Origin of the sequence: Novosphingobium sp. Fuku2-ISO-50 (assembly GCF_001519055.1) — a bacterium.
Lineage (GTDB): Bacteria > Pseudomonadota > Alphaproteobacteria > Sphingomonadales > Sphingomonadaceae > Novosphingobium.
Genome location: NZ_KQ954299.1, coordinates 55,701 through 71,380, shown reverse-complemented (window position 1 = coordinate 71,380; position 15,680 = coordinate 55,701). Strand labels below are relative to the sequence as shown.

Below are 15,680 nucleotides of genomic sequence, written 5' to 3'. Positions count from 1 at the left end.
CAGATCCAATTGCAATCATATGCCGAAATGCACGCCGGAGCGAAGCTGTCCGGGAGCGCGCTTTCCCATAGCGCCGAAGCGGACGGTCAGCTTCGCGGGCCTCCGTAGAACGTTCTCTCCGATCAAGACTGCGGCTTCTCGATCCTGATCGTGCAACGCACCGCCTCCTTGGCCTTCGCGGCGGCCTGTTCGCATGCATTGATGGTGTCGCGGTTCTGCCGCCGCATCTCGGCGGCATCGACAATCGCCTGCCAACCCCTGGGGTTGTCAGCCTGCATCATCTGACTGCCCGCATCCCACACGCTCCCCGCGCCAACGGTGCGCGCAGCGAGGCGCTCAGGCAGATGCCAATCGGTCGGTAGAGCACGGACCACAACGCCGGGTAGAAAGGACCATAACAGGCATCCGGCAAACACACAGCCGCCCGCGACCGCCATCAATCGACGACGCTGCTCCTGGATGGTCAGAACCCTTCCATGCAACTCCCACAAGGCATGGGCTGCATCGGAATGCGCTTGCTTGGCTTGAAGAATCGTTGCCTGATCGTCCCGCCGCGCCTGAGCCGCTGCCGTCTGCATCCGTCCTCCCAGATTCTCCGGTGTCATCTGCAACGCCGGAGCCTCCTCGACCGCCTTCATGCGCTTGGTCATGTCGGCCAGCACGCCGTTCATCTTGGCCAATGTCGGCGTATAGTCGGGGATCTCGATGCTCTGCTTCTCGATGGCGACATGCTCGACGGCGCGGGTCAGCATGTCCATGCGCCGCTCCATGCGGGTTTCTATCCCGGCCACGCTTGCGGCGAGGCCCGCGAAGGCTTCCGCCGCCGCATTGGACCCTGCGCAATGAGGCGTCGATACGCTCCCGAAAGATTGCCGCCGCCGCTTCAGGGGCAATTTCGATCGCATCGAGCCCGGGCATATCCGGGATCGAGCAGAGCTTGCCGCGTTTGGGCCGATATCGGCGGTGACGTGTTGACCCCGCTCAATTCGACAAAACTGGAAACATCGATTGACATGCGAACATCGGTCGATATTTTTAGATGAGTCGAAAGGTTGGTGTGGCATGAATGATGTGAGCCCGCAGGTCTGGGCGGTGGATGCGCTGGGCGCTCTTGCCCACGAAACACGGCTGTCGGTGTTTCGTATGTTGGTTCAGGCTGGGCCGGACGGCCTGATAGCCGGGGCTATTGCTGAAAAAGCAGGCGTGCCGCCTTCCACCATGTCGCATCATCTGGCGACGCTCGAACGGGCCGGCCTCGTGCAGTCGGAGCGGGAAAGCCGCCTCATCCATTACCGCACGGATTATGTCGCCATGCGCCGCCTGCTGGCTTTCCTGATGCAGGATTGCTGCAATGGCGCGCCGGAAATGTGCTCCGACCTGCTTGCGCAGCTCCATTGCGATGCCAACGCCTGAGGAGTCCCCCCATGACCGACAAGATCTATAATGTGCTGTTCCTGTGTACGGGCAATTCCGCGCGCTCGATCATCGGCGAGGTGCTGATGAACCACTACGGTGCCGGCCGCTTCAAAGCCTATAGCGCGGGGAGCCACCCCAAGGGCGATGTGCATCCCGTGGCACTTGAGACCCTCGCAGGGCTGGGCTTCTCGACCGAGGGACTGCGTTCGAAGAGCTGGAACGAATTCACGGGCGCAACCGCGCCCGTGTTCGACTTCATCTTCACCGTCTGCGACAATGCGGCGCGCGAGACCTGCCCCGTGTGGATCGGCCATCCGATGACGGCCCATTGGGGCATCAAGGACCCTGCCGCGGTTGAAGGTGAGGGCCAACGCCAAGCCTTCATCGAGGCGGTCCGTTATCTGCGCCGCCGGATCGAACTGTTCATGGAACTGCCGCTGGCCAGCCTCGACAAGCTGGCAATGGCACGCAAGCTTCAGGACATCGGCCACATCGAAGGCGCGACCCAACCCGGAGAAGCTGGGCCCGGAGAAGCTGGGCCCGGAGAAACTGGGCCCGGAGAAACTGCACCCGGAGAAACTGCACCCGGAGAAACTGCACCCGGAGAAACTGCACAATGACCACAGACATCATCATCTATCACAACCCCGAATGCGGCACCTCGCGCAATGCGCTGGCGATGATCCGCAACGCCGGGATTGAGCCCCATGTGGTGGAATATCTCAAGACCCCGCCCGCGCGCGCCTTGCTGGAAAGCCTGATCGCGCGGGCGGGCATGACCCCTCGCGCTCTGCTGCGCGAAAAGGGCACACCTTTTGCCGAGCTTGGCCTTGGCAACCCCGAATTGACCGACGCCCAGGTGATCGACGCGATGATGGCGCATCCCATCCTGATCAATCGGCCGCTGGTGATCTCGCCGCTCGGCGTCAAGCTGTGCCGCCCCTCGGAAGCCGTGCTCGATCTGATCCCTGCCGCGCAACAGACCGCCTTCGCCAAGGAAGATGGCGAACAGGTGATCGACGCCGCCGGCAACCGCATCGCCCAATAAGGCCCTGGACCCATGACCCAGCAGACTGCCCGCCCCGCGCGGCTTTCCTTCCTCGATCGCTACCTGACGCTATGGATTTTTCTGGCCATGGCGGGCGGTGTGCTGCTTGGCACAGTGTTCAAGGGGCTGCCGGCAGCGTTGAACAGCCTGTCGGTCGGCACCACCAATGTGCCCATTGCCATCGGCCTGATCCTGATGATGTACCCGCCGCTGGCCCGCGTGCGCTATGAGGACTTGCCCAAGGTTTTCGCCGACAAAAAGGTGCTCACGATCTCGCTGATCCAGAACTGGATCATCGGGCCAGTGCTGATGTTTGCGCTGGCGGTGATATTCCTGCGCGATACGCCGCAATATATGACCGGGCTGATCCTTATCGGCCTTGCCCGTTGCATCGCCATGGTGCTGGTGTGGAACCAGCTTGCCAAGGGTGACAATCAGTATGTCGCGGCGCTGGTGGCGTTCAACTCCGTGTTCCAGATCCTGTTCTTCAGCGTCTATGCCTGGTTCTTCCTCGCCTTTCTGCCACCGCTGCTCGGCCTGCAGGGCAGCGTGATCAACGTCAGCTTCTGGACAATCGCCCAAGCGGTGGTGATCTATCTGGGCATTCCCTTTGCCGCCGGATTCATCACCCGCCGGGTGCTGGTCAGGGCCAAGGGCAACGCGTGGTATGAGGGTCGTTTCCTGCCAAAGATCGGGCCGATCACGCTGGTCGCGCTGCTGTTCACGATTCTGGCGATGTTCAGCCTGAAGGGCGGCGATGTTGTCCGCTTGCCGATGGACGCGCTGCGGATCGCCATTCCGCTGGCGATCTATTTCGTCGTCCAGTTCACGATCAGCTTCTTCATGGGCAAGCTGATCTCGGCTGACTATCCTCGCACGACGGCAGTGGCCTTCACCGCCGCAGGCAACAATTTCGAACTGGCGATCGCGGTGGCCATTGCCGCCTTCGGCCTCGCCTCGCCGGTCGCCTTTGCCGCCGTCATCGGGCCTTTGGTCGAAGTGCCGGTGCTGATCCTGCTGGTGAACGTCGCCTTCTGGTTCGGGCGGCGCTGGTTTTCCGATACCTTTCCGGCAGGAGCGCGCTGATGACCTTTGAACGCCTGCGCCCCCTGTCCGACCCGGACGTCCTTCCCGCCCTGCGCACAGAATATGCGCATCGCCGCCCCGCCGAGGGTTTGGGCAGTGATCAGCCGCCGCCGCGCATTCTGCTGCTCTATGGTTCGCTGCGCGATCGGTCCTATTCCCGGCTGGTCGTCGAGGAATGTGCGCGCCTGTTGCAGTTTTTCGGTTGCGAAACCCGGATTTTCGATCCGGCCGATCTGCCGCTCCCCGATCAGGTGGCAGGGGACGACCATCCCGCCGTGGCGGAACTGCGCGAGCATTCGCTCTGGTCGGAAGGCCAGGTCTGGTGCAGCCCGGAACGCCATGGCCAGATCACCGGCATCATGAAAACCCAGATCGATCATCTGCCGCTGGCCATGAAAGGCCTGCGCCCCACACAGGGCCGCACTCTGGCGGTGATGCAAGTCAGCGCCGGGTCGCAATCCTTCAACAGCGTCAACAGCTTGCGCCTGCTGGGGCGGTGGATGCGGATGTTTACCATCCCCAACCAGTCGAGCGTCGCCAAGGCCTATGAGGAATTCGACGAGGCAGGGCGGATGAAGCCGTCGAGCTATTACGATCGGATCGTTGATGTCATGGAAGAACTGGTGCGCTTCACCATCCTGCTGCGCCCCCATGCCGACCAACTGGTCGACCGCTATTCCGAACGCAAGGACCGCGACGAGCCGGTCGCAACGCCGGTTGAACGGACGCGCCTGGCAAATAGCTAAACGAACGACGGCATCTTTTCTGCACCAGGTGCACCATCGGTGCGCTGTGCATCTTGCACCCCGCGCCAGTCTGGCGGGCCATTGTCACCCGGTCCATTGGCCCCGTGCTCGCGATCGAATTGATGAACGGTACGATCGAAGCCCTGGTCGATCACCGCCATCTTCCTTGGGGACAAGCAGATCGGTATCGGCAAACCGGTTGCCCCCGCAATCCGGGTGGCGCTTGCCCAAACGAAAAATTTGATTGGCCGACTGCGGCCCTCTGCGTGTGGCGGCGTCCTTCAGGTGGGACCGCCAATGCGAGGAATCCATGCGACCATCTTTTATTCCGTCTTCCCTTCACCTTGCCCGGGTTCTGCGTCCCTTTGCGGCGGCGGTTCTGGCGCTGTCCATCGGCGTTGGCGCATCAGTCGCCGTGCCGACCAGCGCGATGGCGCTCGAGCCGGATGGCACGCTCGACCTGTCAAAGTATCGCGGCAAAGTGGTCTATGTCGATTTCTGGGCATCGTGGTGCGCCCCGTGCCGTCTGTCCTTTGCCTATCTCAACCAACTGCGCGCGAGTTACGACAGCAAGGATCTGGTGATCGTGACGGTCAATCTCGACCGTGACCGCAAAGCGGCGGCCAATTTCCTGCAGGCGGTCGGTACGGGCTTGCCGGTGGTCTATGACCCCAAAGGAGCCATCGCCACACGCTTTCAGGTTTCGACAATGCCGACGTCCGTCGTGATCGGTCGCGACGGTCGGCAGCGCTTTGTCCACCATGGCTATTTCGACAACAAGACCGGCGAATACAGCCAGCACGTTTCCGCCCTGGTCGGCGAACACGGCTGATCCCGTAAACATCACAGAAAGGCGAAAACGATGATCCGCAAGGTGATTCTTGCGCTCGGTCTGACCTTGCTGGGCGGTTGCGCCCATGTCGGGGTCAAGCCGTGGCAGCGCGATATTCTCGCACGCAATGCGATGGCTCTCGATTCCGAAGGCAATCTCAGCGGCTATCACGACCATATCTATTTCAGCAAGGAAGGCGCGACCGGCGGTCGCAACGCCAGCGGCGGAGGCTGCGGATGCAACTGATCGAAACCGGCGCAGGCCCCGTCCGCAAGCTTGGCCGCATTGCGGCAGGCCTTTCCATGCTCAGCGCCAATCTGCTCGGCGCCAGCGCGGCGCTCGCCCAGGATAGCGGGGAAGACGAACCGCAAGTCGTCGTGCACGACCTGATGAAAGAGCCGGCACCCGGCCCAAACACGTATGTCTATGACTCCTCGATCCTGTTCTACAAGGAATCGGGCAGCCGGGTGCAGGCGGTGGAGCCGGTGTTCAACGTCCAGAACTATCTGGCCAACGGCAGCATCATCAGCGGCAATTTCACTTTCGATACATTGACCGGGGCAACCCCCAACGGCGCGACGCCCTCGACCTCGGACCAGACGTTCAATTCGATCGTCCGCGAAAAGACGACCAGCACGCAAGTGACCAGCACCGGCGCCTCGGGCGGGGGGACTGTCACCACAATCCCCGGCACCGCTTATGCGAAATCGAGCTATACGGTGCCGGCCAGAACACTGCCGCTGGCCTCGTTCCACGATCATCGCTTTGCCGGCAACGGCGGCCTTTCCTGGCTGGCCAATCCCGATACCCGCCTCAATGTCGGGCTCGGCGCCTCGGTGGAGCGCGATTACACCAGCTTTACCGCCAATTTCGGCATTGCGCGCGATCTCAATCAGAAGAACACGACGCTGTCGCTGTCGGTCAATCTGGAAGAGGACATCTCGCGCCCCTACAACGGGACGCCCTCCCCGTTCCAGGAGCTGAACAGCCAGATCGGCGGCGGCAACGACACCAAGGCGACGTATGGCGTGCTGGCCGGTGTTTCGCAGACGCTGGCCCGGTTCTGGATCACGCAAGTCAATTTCAACCTCAGCGGCAGCAAGGGGTATCAGGCCGATCCCTATCGCATAGTTTCGGTGGTCGATCCGGTCAGCGGCGCTCCGCTCGACTACCTGTTCGAAAGCCGCCCGCGCAGTCGCACGCGCGAAAGCGTCTATTGGGGCAACAAGCTCGCGCTCGGCCCGACGGTCGCCGATGTGTCGGTGCGGTACTATCATGACACCTGGGGCATCAATTCGCTGACCGCCGAAGTTTCGGAACAAATTCCGTTGGGCGGATCGCTGTATATCAAGCCGCTCTACCGCTATTACCATCAGACAGCGGCGAACTTTTTCACCTATTATCTGGTCAACGGCAATGCCCTGCCCGCTTATGCCAGTTCCGACAGCCGCCTTTCCCGGTTCAACGCCAACACGATCGGCGGCAAGATCGGCGTGCGGGTGTTCAAGACCGGCGAATTCTATGTCGAAGGGGAAAGCTACCGCCAGACCGGCGCGCATACCGTCGCAAACGCGCCGGGCCAGTTGTCGGGGCTCGACCTGTTTTCCGGGGTTCATGCGATAAGCGTGATGACGGGGCTGAGGCTGCGCATGTAGCTTTGAGCGAGCGTGTGCGGCCGGTTCCCCCAAAGTTCCGGCCGCGCGCCCGACAGGATTTGCGATCATGGTGCTGACAACCCGTTTCAAGGCAATGGGTTCGCCATGCGAGGTTCAGGTCGATTGCACCGATGCAGCGCTTGCCGCGCGCATCGGTGCTGCGGTCGAGGCCGAGGCACGGCGGATCGAGAGCAAATTCAGCCGCTATCTGCCCGAAAGCGTCGTCGGGCAGATCAATGCGCTGGCGGGCATGGGCATGACGCTTGATGCCGAAACCCGCTTGCTGATGGATTATGCGGCACATTGTCATGCGATCAGCGACGGATTGTTCGACATCACGTCGGGCATCCTGCGCCGGGCATGGACTTTCGACGGGTCCGACCGTGTGCCCGATCCTGCTCAGGTGGCGGATATTCTGCCGCTCGTCGGATGGGGCAAAGTGCAGTGGCACGATGGCGTTCTGATCCTGCGGCCGGGGATGGAGCTCGACTTTGGCGGAATTGCCAAGGAATACGCCGTCGACATGGGCGTGGCCCGCGCCCGGGCCGAAACCGATGTGCCGGTGCTGATCAATTTTGGCGGTGACTTGTGCGTGACGGGGCCGCGCGCGGATGGCGGACGGTGGCGCGTGCTGATCGAAGCCGTCGACGACACGTCTGCCGCCGCCTGGCTCGAAATCGATGGCGGAGCGATCACCACCAGTGGCGATGCCCGGCGCTATGTCGAGCGCGCCGGGCGCCGCTATTCGCACATTCTCGACCCGCGCACCGGGATGTCGATTGCCGACGCCCCGCGCGCGGTTACCGTCGCCGCGCCGACTTGCGTCGAGGCCGGGGTCCTGTCGACCTTGGCCATGTTGCAAGGCCCCGGCTGCGAGGCTTTTCTGGAACAGGAAGGAGTGACCGCATGGGTCATCCGCTGAGCGCTTTTCGCAATCTGGCTCTGGCCCTGATCGGCCTTTTCGCCGCATCGCCCGCGATGGCGCAGATCGCCCCGCCCGACGTAAAGGCGGCGCTGATTGCGCAATCTTTGCGCCCCGCGCCCGGGCAAAGCATGCCGCTGGCGATCGCGATCGAACCGCCGCGCGGCTGGCACATCTATTGGCAGAACCCGGGGGACAGCGGGTATGCGCCGCGCTTTGCCTGGACTCTGCCCGAGGGCGTCACGATATCCGCGCCGCGCCACCCCGTGCCCAAACGCATGGTGATCGGCGGGATTGCGATGAACGTCCACGAAGGGCGCACGGTGCTTGTCGCCGACCTTGCGATTGCGGCCAATGTTCCGCTCGGCACGGCCTTGCCGCTTGGCGGGACAATCGATCTGCTGGTGTGTTCGCAGGAATCCTGTGTCCCCGACACCGTGACACTGTCGCAAAAGCTGGTGGCGGGCGATGGTGCGATCGATCCCTCGGCCCGATCGCTGATCATGGCTGCGCAAGGCGCCTTGCCACAGGCGTCTGACGCGCAGGCGCGCTACAAACTGTCCGGCCAGACGCTGACCATGGGGCTTGCCCTGCCTGTGCCCGCGCCTGAAAACCGGCTGGAGCTCTATCCGGTTGCGCCCGATGGCGGGGTGATCGGCCCGGTCCGGCTTGACCGGGCGCAAGACGGCGAAGTGCTGATCAGCGCCCCGCTTGGCACAGCGCGCGCGGACTCCTTCAATCAGGTCATGCTGGTCGAACGGCGGCCCGATACCGGCGTGGCGCATGCCTGGCTGGTCTCGGCATCACCGGGAGATCCCTTTTCGGTTGTGCCGGGCGACATGGCCGCGCGAATGGCCCGACTGATCGCGCCGGTGCTGGCACCGCTCGCGGCGGCGATTCTGGGCGGCCTGCTGCTCAACCTGATGCCTTGTGTGTTTCCGATTCTCAGCCTCAAGGCGATGGCGCTGGTGCGGTCCGGCGCGGGCAAGCGCGAGGCGCGAACCGAAGCGCTCGGGTATCTGGTCGGCGCGGTCGGCACGATGGTCGCGCTGGGTGCCGCCGTGCTGGCCTTGCGTGCCGGTGGGGAAGCGGTGGGTTGGGCGTTCCAGTTGCAGAATCCGGGCGTGGTCGCGGTGCTGCTCCTGCTCGTGGCGGCGATTGCCTTCAATCTTGCCGGACTGTTCGAATTGCCCGCGCTCGGCTTTGCCACGCTCGGCAGCGAGGGATTTGTCGGCGGCGTGGCAACCGGCGCGCTCGCCGCGTTTGTGGCGACCCCGTGCTCGGGTCCGTTCATGGCCGGCGCGCTGGGTGCGGCGCTGATCCTGCCCGCGATCGCGGGACTGGCGATCTTTGCCGGGCTGGGGCTCGGGCTGGCCTTGCCGTTCCTCGTGATCGGCTTTTGGGAACCGGCACGGCGGCGCATGCCGCGCCCGGGGGCATGGATGACGGTGTTGCGTCATGTGCTGTCAGTGCCGATGTTTGCCACCGCGCTCGGCCTCGCGTGGCTGATCGGGCAACAATCGGGTGTCGGCGCGATGACCGCCGCGCTTGGCGGGGTCGTCGTCCTGGGGTTGGCCCTGTGGCTGACCGGCGCGCGCCAGCGGAAAATGCTGCCCACCTGGCCCGCCATGCCGGGCGTGCTTGCCGCTTTGGCGCTGGCGGTGTTCGGTGTCGGAGCCTTGGCATTGGCGCCCGCCACGGCACGGGCGAGTGCGGAAATCGTGCCCTACAGCACATCGCGGCTGTCCGACTTGCGGGCCGGGAACCGCCCCGTGCTCGTCTTTGCAACGGCGGCATGGTGCCTGACCTGCAAAGTAAATGAGGCGACGAGCCTCAATGCCCAAACCGTGCGCGACGCCTTTCGGCGGCGCGGCGCGGTCATGATGGAGGCGGACTGGACCCGCTCCGACCCCGAAGTCACGCGCCTGTTGACCGAGCATGGCCGCGCGGGAGTGCCGCTCTATGTCTGGTATCCGGCGCATGGGTCGGCGCAGATCCTGCCGCAAGTGCTGACCCCAGACATGGTGCGCGCGCTGGTCGAGCGATAAGGATCAGGGCCGGAAACCGAGCGACAGCAGGATCGCGCGCGGGCGCATTGGCACGAATTGCTGACTGGTCGTCAGACGCAGCGGATTGCCATAGGCATAGGTATCGCTGCGCGCGTCGAGCAGATTGTCGATGCGGATCGCGGCCAGCACATGCGACCAGCGGATTTCGCCCGATACGCCGGTTTCCAGCCGGGGCGCGATCCGCCGGTCCAGGTCGGAGTCAAAGCTCAGTCGACCGGGGCCGATCTGGCGCAGATCACCGCCAAGCTCCGCCGTGCCGCCAAGGATGCCGAAGGTGCGATGGGCGGCGAGCCGCACGGTATAGACCGGCACCACGGGCAGGCGGGTATCTTCAAGCGCATGGCCGAGCTGATTTCGCACAAGATGGGCCGCTTCCGTTTCCCATCCCCCCTCGACGCGCCAGCCTTTCGCGGGCACGAAGCGGACTTGCCCTTGCGCGCCGACAATCCGGGCCGAACCGGCATCGCGCGTGGCAACGATGTTGTTCGACAACAGCGTGTCCGCCGTCATGTCGTTCCACTGCGTGTAATGCGCGCTGATCGTCAGCAGCCCATTGCCCGCGAACGTTTGTCGGACGCCGAGTTCTGCGGTTGCCAGATGATCGCCGGGGGATGTCGGGTCGTTGCCGTCGGACGCTGGAACCTGCTGGTCCAGCTCGCCCTGGCGAAAGGCAGTCGCAACGCGCGCAAAGGCGGTCGTTGCCGCGCGCGGATGCCATGACAGGGCCATGCTCGGACTGACGTGGGTGCTGCGCTGAACCGTGGTGTTGGTGGTATTGCCCGGGACCGCCAGCGTTTCATCGAGCCTGTCACGCGACAGCCGGGCGCCAAGGTCGATCTGCCAATGCCGTGCAAATGTAAGCGATGCGTCGGCAAATCCGGCAAGCTCGCTCGTCGATCGGTTCAGGACATCAAGCCCGACGGTTTCACCACCCTTGCCGGTCAGACTGTGCTGACGCGCATAATCGACGAGGAACCAGGAAGCCCCGGCGACCCAGCTCAAGGCTCCCGCATGGCCGGTTGTACGCACTTCGTTGTCCCATAGCGCTTCGTGGGTCCATTCCATGAACGCCGCAGGATCGGACAGGCCGAAAGCCCCTGCCCCCTGTGTCGCATCGAACGTCAGCCGGGTATCGAGGATCGTCCGGCTCGTCGTCACGACGAGTTCGCCAGCACCAAGCGGCCCGGTCACCGTCAGGCCCGCATGATCGATCGAACTCGCGCTCGGTTCGGCCGCCTGCGCTGGGCGGGTCAGGGTGTTTGGGGCATAGACATACCCGCTGTCGGCGGTGCGGATCGACTGGGTCATGAGCGTGGCCTCGATCCGCCAGCGACCGCCGGGAGCGGCTGCAAGCGCCAGCCGCCCTCCGGCAGTGTTGGTCGAATTGGTCGCATCCTGACCGGTGGAACGGATCCAGCCGGCGACATGATCGTCATAACCGACCGCGCGCAAGGCCACCATGCCTGGCACGACCGGCACATTGACGACCGCGCTGCCGCCGCCGTCGGGACCGCCCCTTGCCCCGCTGGTGCCGCCGCCCCACACCGTCCAGTCGCCGCTCGCACGGTCGAGGTCGGGGCGATTGGTGACCATGCGATAGATCCCGCCGAGTGTGCCAGCCCCATAGAGCGTGCCCTGCGGCCCTTCGAGCACTTCGACCCGATCGATATCGACCAGGCGTATTTCCGGCGCGGCCCCGGCAAAAGACACACGGGCGTTGTCGAGGACCACGGCCACCGTAGCCGGCGCAGCACCATTGAAAGCGCTGTCGGCCACACCTTGCAGAAACAGGCGGCTCTGGCCCGCGCCCGGTCCGCCGAGCGTCAGGCCGGGCAATCGCGCGGCCAGCGTTGCGGCATCGAGCGGGGGACGAAGCGCGGCTTGATCGCCCAGCGTCACGACTTCGCCCGACATCGGCAGGTTGCGCAAAGTCAGGCTGCGTTTTGTTCCGGTTACGGAAAGGTCCGCGCCCCTGGTTTCGGGCGGGGCTGCAGGAGGAATGCGGCGTAGCGGCGTTTCGGCTCCGGGCTCGATCCGCCAGGTCGAAACGTCGACGGCGCGGGCATGCCAGCCCGAACGCCTGAGCGCTGCACGCAGCGCCTCGCCGACGGTCAGCCGACCATGCACCGGCGCGGCAATGACGGGAGGCCAATCGCCGGGCGTACCAATCGCCACATCATACGTCTGCGCAATGACCGCGATAGTGCGCGCCATCGGCAGCGCAGGCAGGTTAATCCGATGGACGACCTGCGGTGCTTCCTGCGCCGTGGCCTTGGTGAGCGGCACGCAGCACAGCGCCATGGCCAGACATGGCAAGGTCAAGCGCCATGAGGCGCGCCAGGTCCTGTGCGGGGTCGTGACCAGTACCAAGCCGAAGCGTTCCCGAAAAGTGCTGCTGCGCAATCGCATCATCGACGCGAAGCGGCCCTCGCCCATATCGTGCAATATCGGCCGCCACCAGCGGCAATGGCGTGTCGCGATAGGACAATTGCCCGCGCTGCCAGTCGCCGGTCGCTCCGGCGCGGGCGGGACCAACCACGATTTGCGCAGTGCGGGGATCAAATGCCAGCGCCTGCCCGCCCATGAGCGTGAGCGCGCGCGCCAGCCGCGCACCGGCGACGCGCACTTGCCCTTCGTCGATCGTCAGGCGGATCGTGCCGTCATCGTTGCGCAGATCAAAATGCGTGCCGATATCGCTGACCGTCAATTCGCCAGCGGTGATCGTCAGCGTCCGGTCCGGTCGGTGTGGCACGGCAAAGACCGCATCGCCGGTCAGCGTGAGGTGGTCGCCCTCGCGCGTGAGGAGGCTGCGGGGGGCGAGTGCGATCCGCGTGCCGTCAGCCATGGCCAGCGATTGCGCCCGATCGCCGGTCTGCCAGGTTTGACTGCCCGGTCGATGGGGCAGCAAAGCCAGAACCAGCGCTGCCGCCAGCGTCAGCAGTCCCGCAAGCCCCGTTGCGGTCGCCAGTCGTGACCACGACCTTGCCGGTGCGGAGGCTTCCCCTGCCGGCATGTCGTCATTCGCAGCCAGCGGGACGGCGAGTGCGGGCGCGCAATCGTCGAGCAGCGTTTCGGCCAGTGCAACCGCGTCATAGGCGCGCGCATTCCGTGGGTCTGACTCCAGCCAAAGGGTGAAGGCATCCCAATCCACCGTGCTGGCGGTCACCTGCCCATGCCATTGCGCGGCGGCGTCAAGGATAATGTCGTCAGTCATGACGGGGCTCTTGCATATCGCTCTGACTGACAGACGCCGTCGACGAGGCTTCACCCCAGTCCATCACGGCGCGACGAAGGTGTTTCATGGCAACGGCGATGTGCTTTTCCACTCCGCTGCGGCTGATGCCCATGACCGCAGCCACCTCGGCATGCGCCAATCCATCGAAGCGGTGCAACGTCAGGGCCCGGCGGGCGCCGGGCGGCAGGGTTGCGATCGCGCGCCGCATCAAGGCAGCTTCCTGCCGCGCAGCAATCATGTCATCGGCGGCAGGGGCCGGGTCTGCCAGCGATTCGGGTGCCTGCATGGCTGGATTGTCGGAAACGAGCCACGCCGCATCGCGGGCCCATGCACGCAGTTCGCCCCGGCGATAATCAAGCATGAGGTTGTTGGCCGCACGCATCAGATAGGCGACAGGATTGGCAACCGGCCCCTGATCGGCATTGTCCAGACGCAACCACAATTCCTGAAAAAGGTCCTGGGCAAGGTCCGCACTGCCCGAGCGCGCGGCAAGGAAACGCAAGATTGCGCCGCGCTGGTCATGCAGAACGGCGCGCAGACCGCCTGTCCGGGCGGCATCAGGCACCGGCAAACCATGATGCAAGGCTGGACTGGCAGGACCGTGGCATGGAGATGGTATGCCCCCGGCGCAGTCGCACTGCAAATCCTGCTTTCCATTTGGTTCGGCATATCGCGTCATCGGCTCCGCTCGCCGTCACGCATCGTCACCACAAGCCGCCTTATGCCCTCCAATCCCGGGAGGGCAGCCACGATGGCCAGGGCAATGCCCAACGCCGGATTGGACCGCCGCAGCGCCGACAGCAAGGAACGCCACCGTCCGAACCGTCACCACAGTATGACCCGATGCCTGCCGTCGGGGCGCACCGAAGTTTACGCCCTAGTGGTCCGATTCTGACATTTGCTACCGCTCTCGGCTAGGTAGTGTGCAAATGTCAGAATCTTTTCGGACCACTATAACCATTTGATTATAGTGGATTTTCCGATTTTGACATTTGCGACCATGCTATCCGGATGGCGGGATGCAAATGTCAAAACAATCCACTAGCCCCCATCGGGACGCTGCCCGCTGGCCCAGATGCCGTGGTTGCCCGGCGCCAGCATGCCTGCCGGATCGAGCGCGTCCTTCAACCGCGTGTAAAAACGCGCCATCGCGCCATCGTTATAGGCAAATTTGTCCTGCACATGATCGACCAGCGCGACATGGGCGCGATAGGGCGCACAGCCCCAGCCGGCCACTTCGTCGCACAGATGACGTACCGCCACGCGCGCAGCATCGACGCGCGCCTGATCGGAGGCGTCGAACATGATCAGGCTGGCGCTCACCATGCTGCGCGGAAAGCACAAAAGGCCGAAAGCACCGATCAACCCAAAGCGCGCCATCGTTTCCCCCAGCAAGGATTCCGTGCGGTGGGCATAGGCGGCGTCGAAGGGCAGGACCGGTGAAAAATCCATATGGCCGAAATTCTTGCCGAAGACGCCGGTAAGTCTCTCCAGCAACACCTGATTGGGAATGCCCGCCGCAATCAGATCGCGCGGTTCGACCTCGTCTGGCCCGGAATCGCCGGCATACGTTCGCGCCTCGAGCACGGCGCCCGGGATCTTGGCCACCTCGGCCTCGAGGATCGCGCGTCGCGAGGCCACCAGCGCTTCGTGGCCATAAAGACCAAAGCGCAGGTTCCAGCGCCCGGGGCGCAGCACCTTGCGCAGATTTTCGGCGGTGAAAGCGCCGCCGCCATCACCCGTGGCCGAAGGGGGGGAACTGACCAGCATCGGCACGCCTTGCAGTACGCCTGCCTGCAACAGGCGGCGCACCATATCGAGCAAGGGGCCGACATCCTCCTTGCCCTCGCAGCGGATCGTGCCGGTCATGATCACTTCCGGGCGGGGCATGAGCTGCACGCCCGCCTTGGTGACAATGCCAAGGTTGGATTGCTTGAACAAATCGTCGACCGCAGGGCCAAAGCCGCGTCGGTGGCAGTGCCACAGCGGGCTGTCGGGGATGCCGCCTTGCCCGGTGTGCAGCAGCGATCCGTCAGGCAGCACCACCTCCAGCCCGCACAGCGCCGAGGCATGGTCGCCAAGAACATTGTAGCCAATGCCATGTTCAAGCGCGTTGGCGGTCATGCTGCCCCAACCCAGATCGGGCACGGACATCATCAGGGGAATATCATCCTTGCGCAAAGCGGCATAAAGATCGGCGAAAGTGACCCCCGGTTCAATCGCGGCAAAACCATTGCGTTCATCAATGTCGAGAATGCGGTTCATGCGGCGCAAATTGAGCACCACCCCGCCATCGACCACCGGCGCGGAGCCGCCATAGCCGAAATTGCGGCCCATCGAGGATGTCCACACGTGAATCCCCAGCTCACGAGCCAGCCGCAGCGCTTCCTGCACTTGCTCGACAGTGGCCGGCTGAATCGCGAGAGAAGGCTGATGGCCTTGCGCCTGCGGCCCTTCAAAGGGGTCGTGGAACACGCCAAGGCCGGTATCCGCATTCAGGACGGCATCAGCGCCCAGCAGAGCGGCAAAGCGTTCGCGGGTGCGGCTGAGGGTTTCGGGACTGGGGGCAATCGGCGCGATCACGGCAGTCATTGGCACGGCAGGCATTGGTCAACTCTTCCCTTTGTCTTGCCCCTCCCTTGACCGGGCGGGCGCTTTCACATTCCGCGCG

14 protein-coding genes and 3 pseudogenes are annotated in these 15,680 nt (G+C 64.2%); 11 read left to right on the top strand and 6 right to left on the bottom strand.

Annotation, left to right across the window (positions count from 1 at the left end; genetic code table 11):
• Positions 1–122: 122 nt before the first annotated feature.
• Complete coding sequence (locus AQZ50_RS16375; protein ID WP_231730355.1) at positions 123–893, bottom strand: DUF6118 family protein; 771 nt, start codon at positions 891–893, stop codon at positions 123–125.
• A gap of 169 nt (positions 894–1,062) precedes the next feature.
• Between AQZ50_RS16375 and AQZ50_RS16370 the strand changes: the two genes are divergently transcribed.
• Entirely contained in the window at positions 1,063–1,413 is a 351-nt protein-coding gene (locus AQZ50_RS16370; protein ID WP_067747850.1) for an ArsR/SmtB family transcription factor, read from the top strand.
• Between the two features lie 11 nt (positions 1,414–1,424).
• Positions 1,425–1,904: pseudogene (locus AQZ50_RS16365) on the top strand (arsenate reductase ArsC); the annotation flags it as partial.
• Between the two features lie 69 nt (positions 1,905–1,973).
• On the opposite strand, the pseudogene AQZ50_RS21270 reads toward AQZ50_RS16365, so the two are convergent.
• A pseudogene (locus AQZ50_RS21270) lies at positions 1,974–2,033 on the bottom strand (pentapeptide repeat-containing protein); the annotation flags it as partial.
• On the opposite strand from AQZ50_RS21270, the gene arsC reads away from it, so the two are divergent.
• The 9 genes and pseudogenes from arsC to AQZ50_RS16325 all read left to right on the top strand — a co-directional run bounded on the left by arsC (position 2,033) and on the right by AQZ50_RS16325 (position 9,753).
• A complete protein-coding gene (arsC, locus tag AQZ50_RS16360) occupies positions 2,033–2,464 on the top strand; it encodes an arsenate reductase (glutaredoxin) (RefSeq protein ID WP_067747848.1) in 432 nt (143 codons plus the stop codon). The pseudogene AQZ50_RS21270 and the gene arsC sit on opposite strands and share 1 nt — an antisense overlap.
• A 12-nt stretch (positions 2,465–2,476) precedes the next feature.
• On the top strand, positions 2,477–3,550 hold the full coding sequence (gene arsB / locus AQZ50_RS16355; RefSeq protein ID WP_067747846.1) for an ACR3 family arsenite efflux transporter: 1,074 nt from the start codon (positions 2,477–2,479) through the stop codon (positions 3,548–3,550).
• Positions 3,550–4,296 (top strand): arsenical resistance protein ArsH, encoded by a 747-nt coding sequence (gene arsH / locus AQZ50_RS16350; RefSeq protein ID WP_067747845.1) that lies wholly within the window; start codon positions 3,550–3,552, stop codon positions 4,294–4,296. The genes arsB and arsH overlap by 1 nt, the downstream gene beginning before the upstream one ends.
• Positions 4,297–4,313: 17 nt before the next feature.
• A pseudogene (locus AQZ50_RS21265) lies at positions 4,314–4,442 on the top strand (hypothetical protein); the annotation flags it as partial.
• Between the two features lie 164 nt (positions 4,443–4,606).
• Entirely contained in the window at positions 4,607–5,128 is a 522-nt protein-coding gene (locus tag AQZ50_RS16345) for a TlpA family protein disulfide reductase (protein ID WP_067747843.1), read from the top strand.
• Between the two features lie 30 nt (positions 5,129–5,158).
• A complete protein-coding gene (locus tag AQZ50_RS16340; protein WP_067747840.1) occupies positions 5,159–5,374 on the top strand; it encodes a DUF4266 domain-containing protein in 216 nt (71 codons plus the stop codon).
• Positions 5,365–6,783: a DUF3570 domain-containing protein gene (locus tag AQZ50_RS16335; protein WP_067747839.1), complete on the top strand. Its 1,419-nt coding sequence runs from the start codon at positions 5,365–5,367 to the stop codon at positions 6,781–6,783. The genes AQZ50_RS16340 and AQZ50_RS16335 overlap by 10 nt, the downstream gene beginning before the upstream one ends.
• Before the next feature lie 67 nt (positions 6,784–6,850).
• A complete protein-coding gene (locus AQZ50_RS16330) occupies positions 6,851–7,705 on the top strand; it encodes an FAD:protein FMN transferase (protein WP_067747837.1) in 855 nt (284 codons plus the stop codon).
• Complete coding sequence (locus AQZ50_RS16325) at positions 7,690–9,753, top strand: protein-disulfide reductase DsbD family protein (protein WP_067747836.1); 2,064 nt, start codon at positions 7,690–7,692, stop codon at positions 9,751–9,753. The genes AQZ50_RS16330 and AQZ50_RS16325 overlap by 16 nt, the downstream gene beginning before the upstream one ends.
• Before the next feature lie 3 nt (positions 9,754–9,756).
• Here AQZ50_RS16325 and AQZ50_RS16320 read toward each other — a convergent pair whose 3' ends face one another.
• From AQZ50_RS16320 to AQZ50_RS16305, 4 genes are all read right to left on the bottom strand, one after another.
• Positions 9,757–12,060: a TonB-dependent receptor gene (locus AQZ50_RS16320; protein ID WP_197412532.1), complete on the bottom strand. Its 2,304-nt coding sequence runs from the start codon at positions 12,058–12,060 to the stop codon at positions 9,757–9,759.
• Positions 12,005–12,988, bottom strand: a complete 984-nt coding sequence (locus AQZ50_RS16315; RefSeq protein ID WP_067747832.1) for a FecR family protein — start codon at positions 12,986–12,988, stop codon at positions 12,005–12,007. Before AQZ50_RS16315 ends, AQZ50_RS16320 begins: the two co-directional genes overlap by 56 nt.
• Positions 12,981–13,574 carry an RNA polymerase sigma factor gene (locus tag AQZ50_RS16310; protein ID WP_067747899.1) on the bottom strand — a complete coding sequence of 198 codons (594 nt, stop codon included), beginning with the start codon at positions 13,572–13,574 and terminating at the stop codon, positions 12,981–12,983. Before AQZ50_RS16310 ends, AQZ50_RS16315 begins: the two co-directional genes overlap by 8 nt.
• A gap of 476 nt (positions 13,575–14,050) precedes the next feature.
• A complete protein-coding gene (locus AQZ50_RS16305) occupies positions 14,051–15,616 on the bottom strand; it encodes an FAD-binding oxidoreductase (RefSeq protein ID WP_082703730.1) in 1,566 nt (521 codons plus the stop codon).
• Positions 15,617–15,680: the final 64 nt, after the last annotated feature.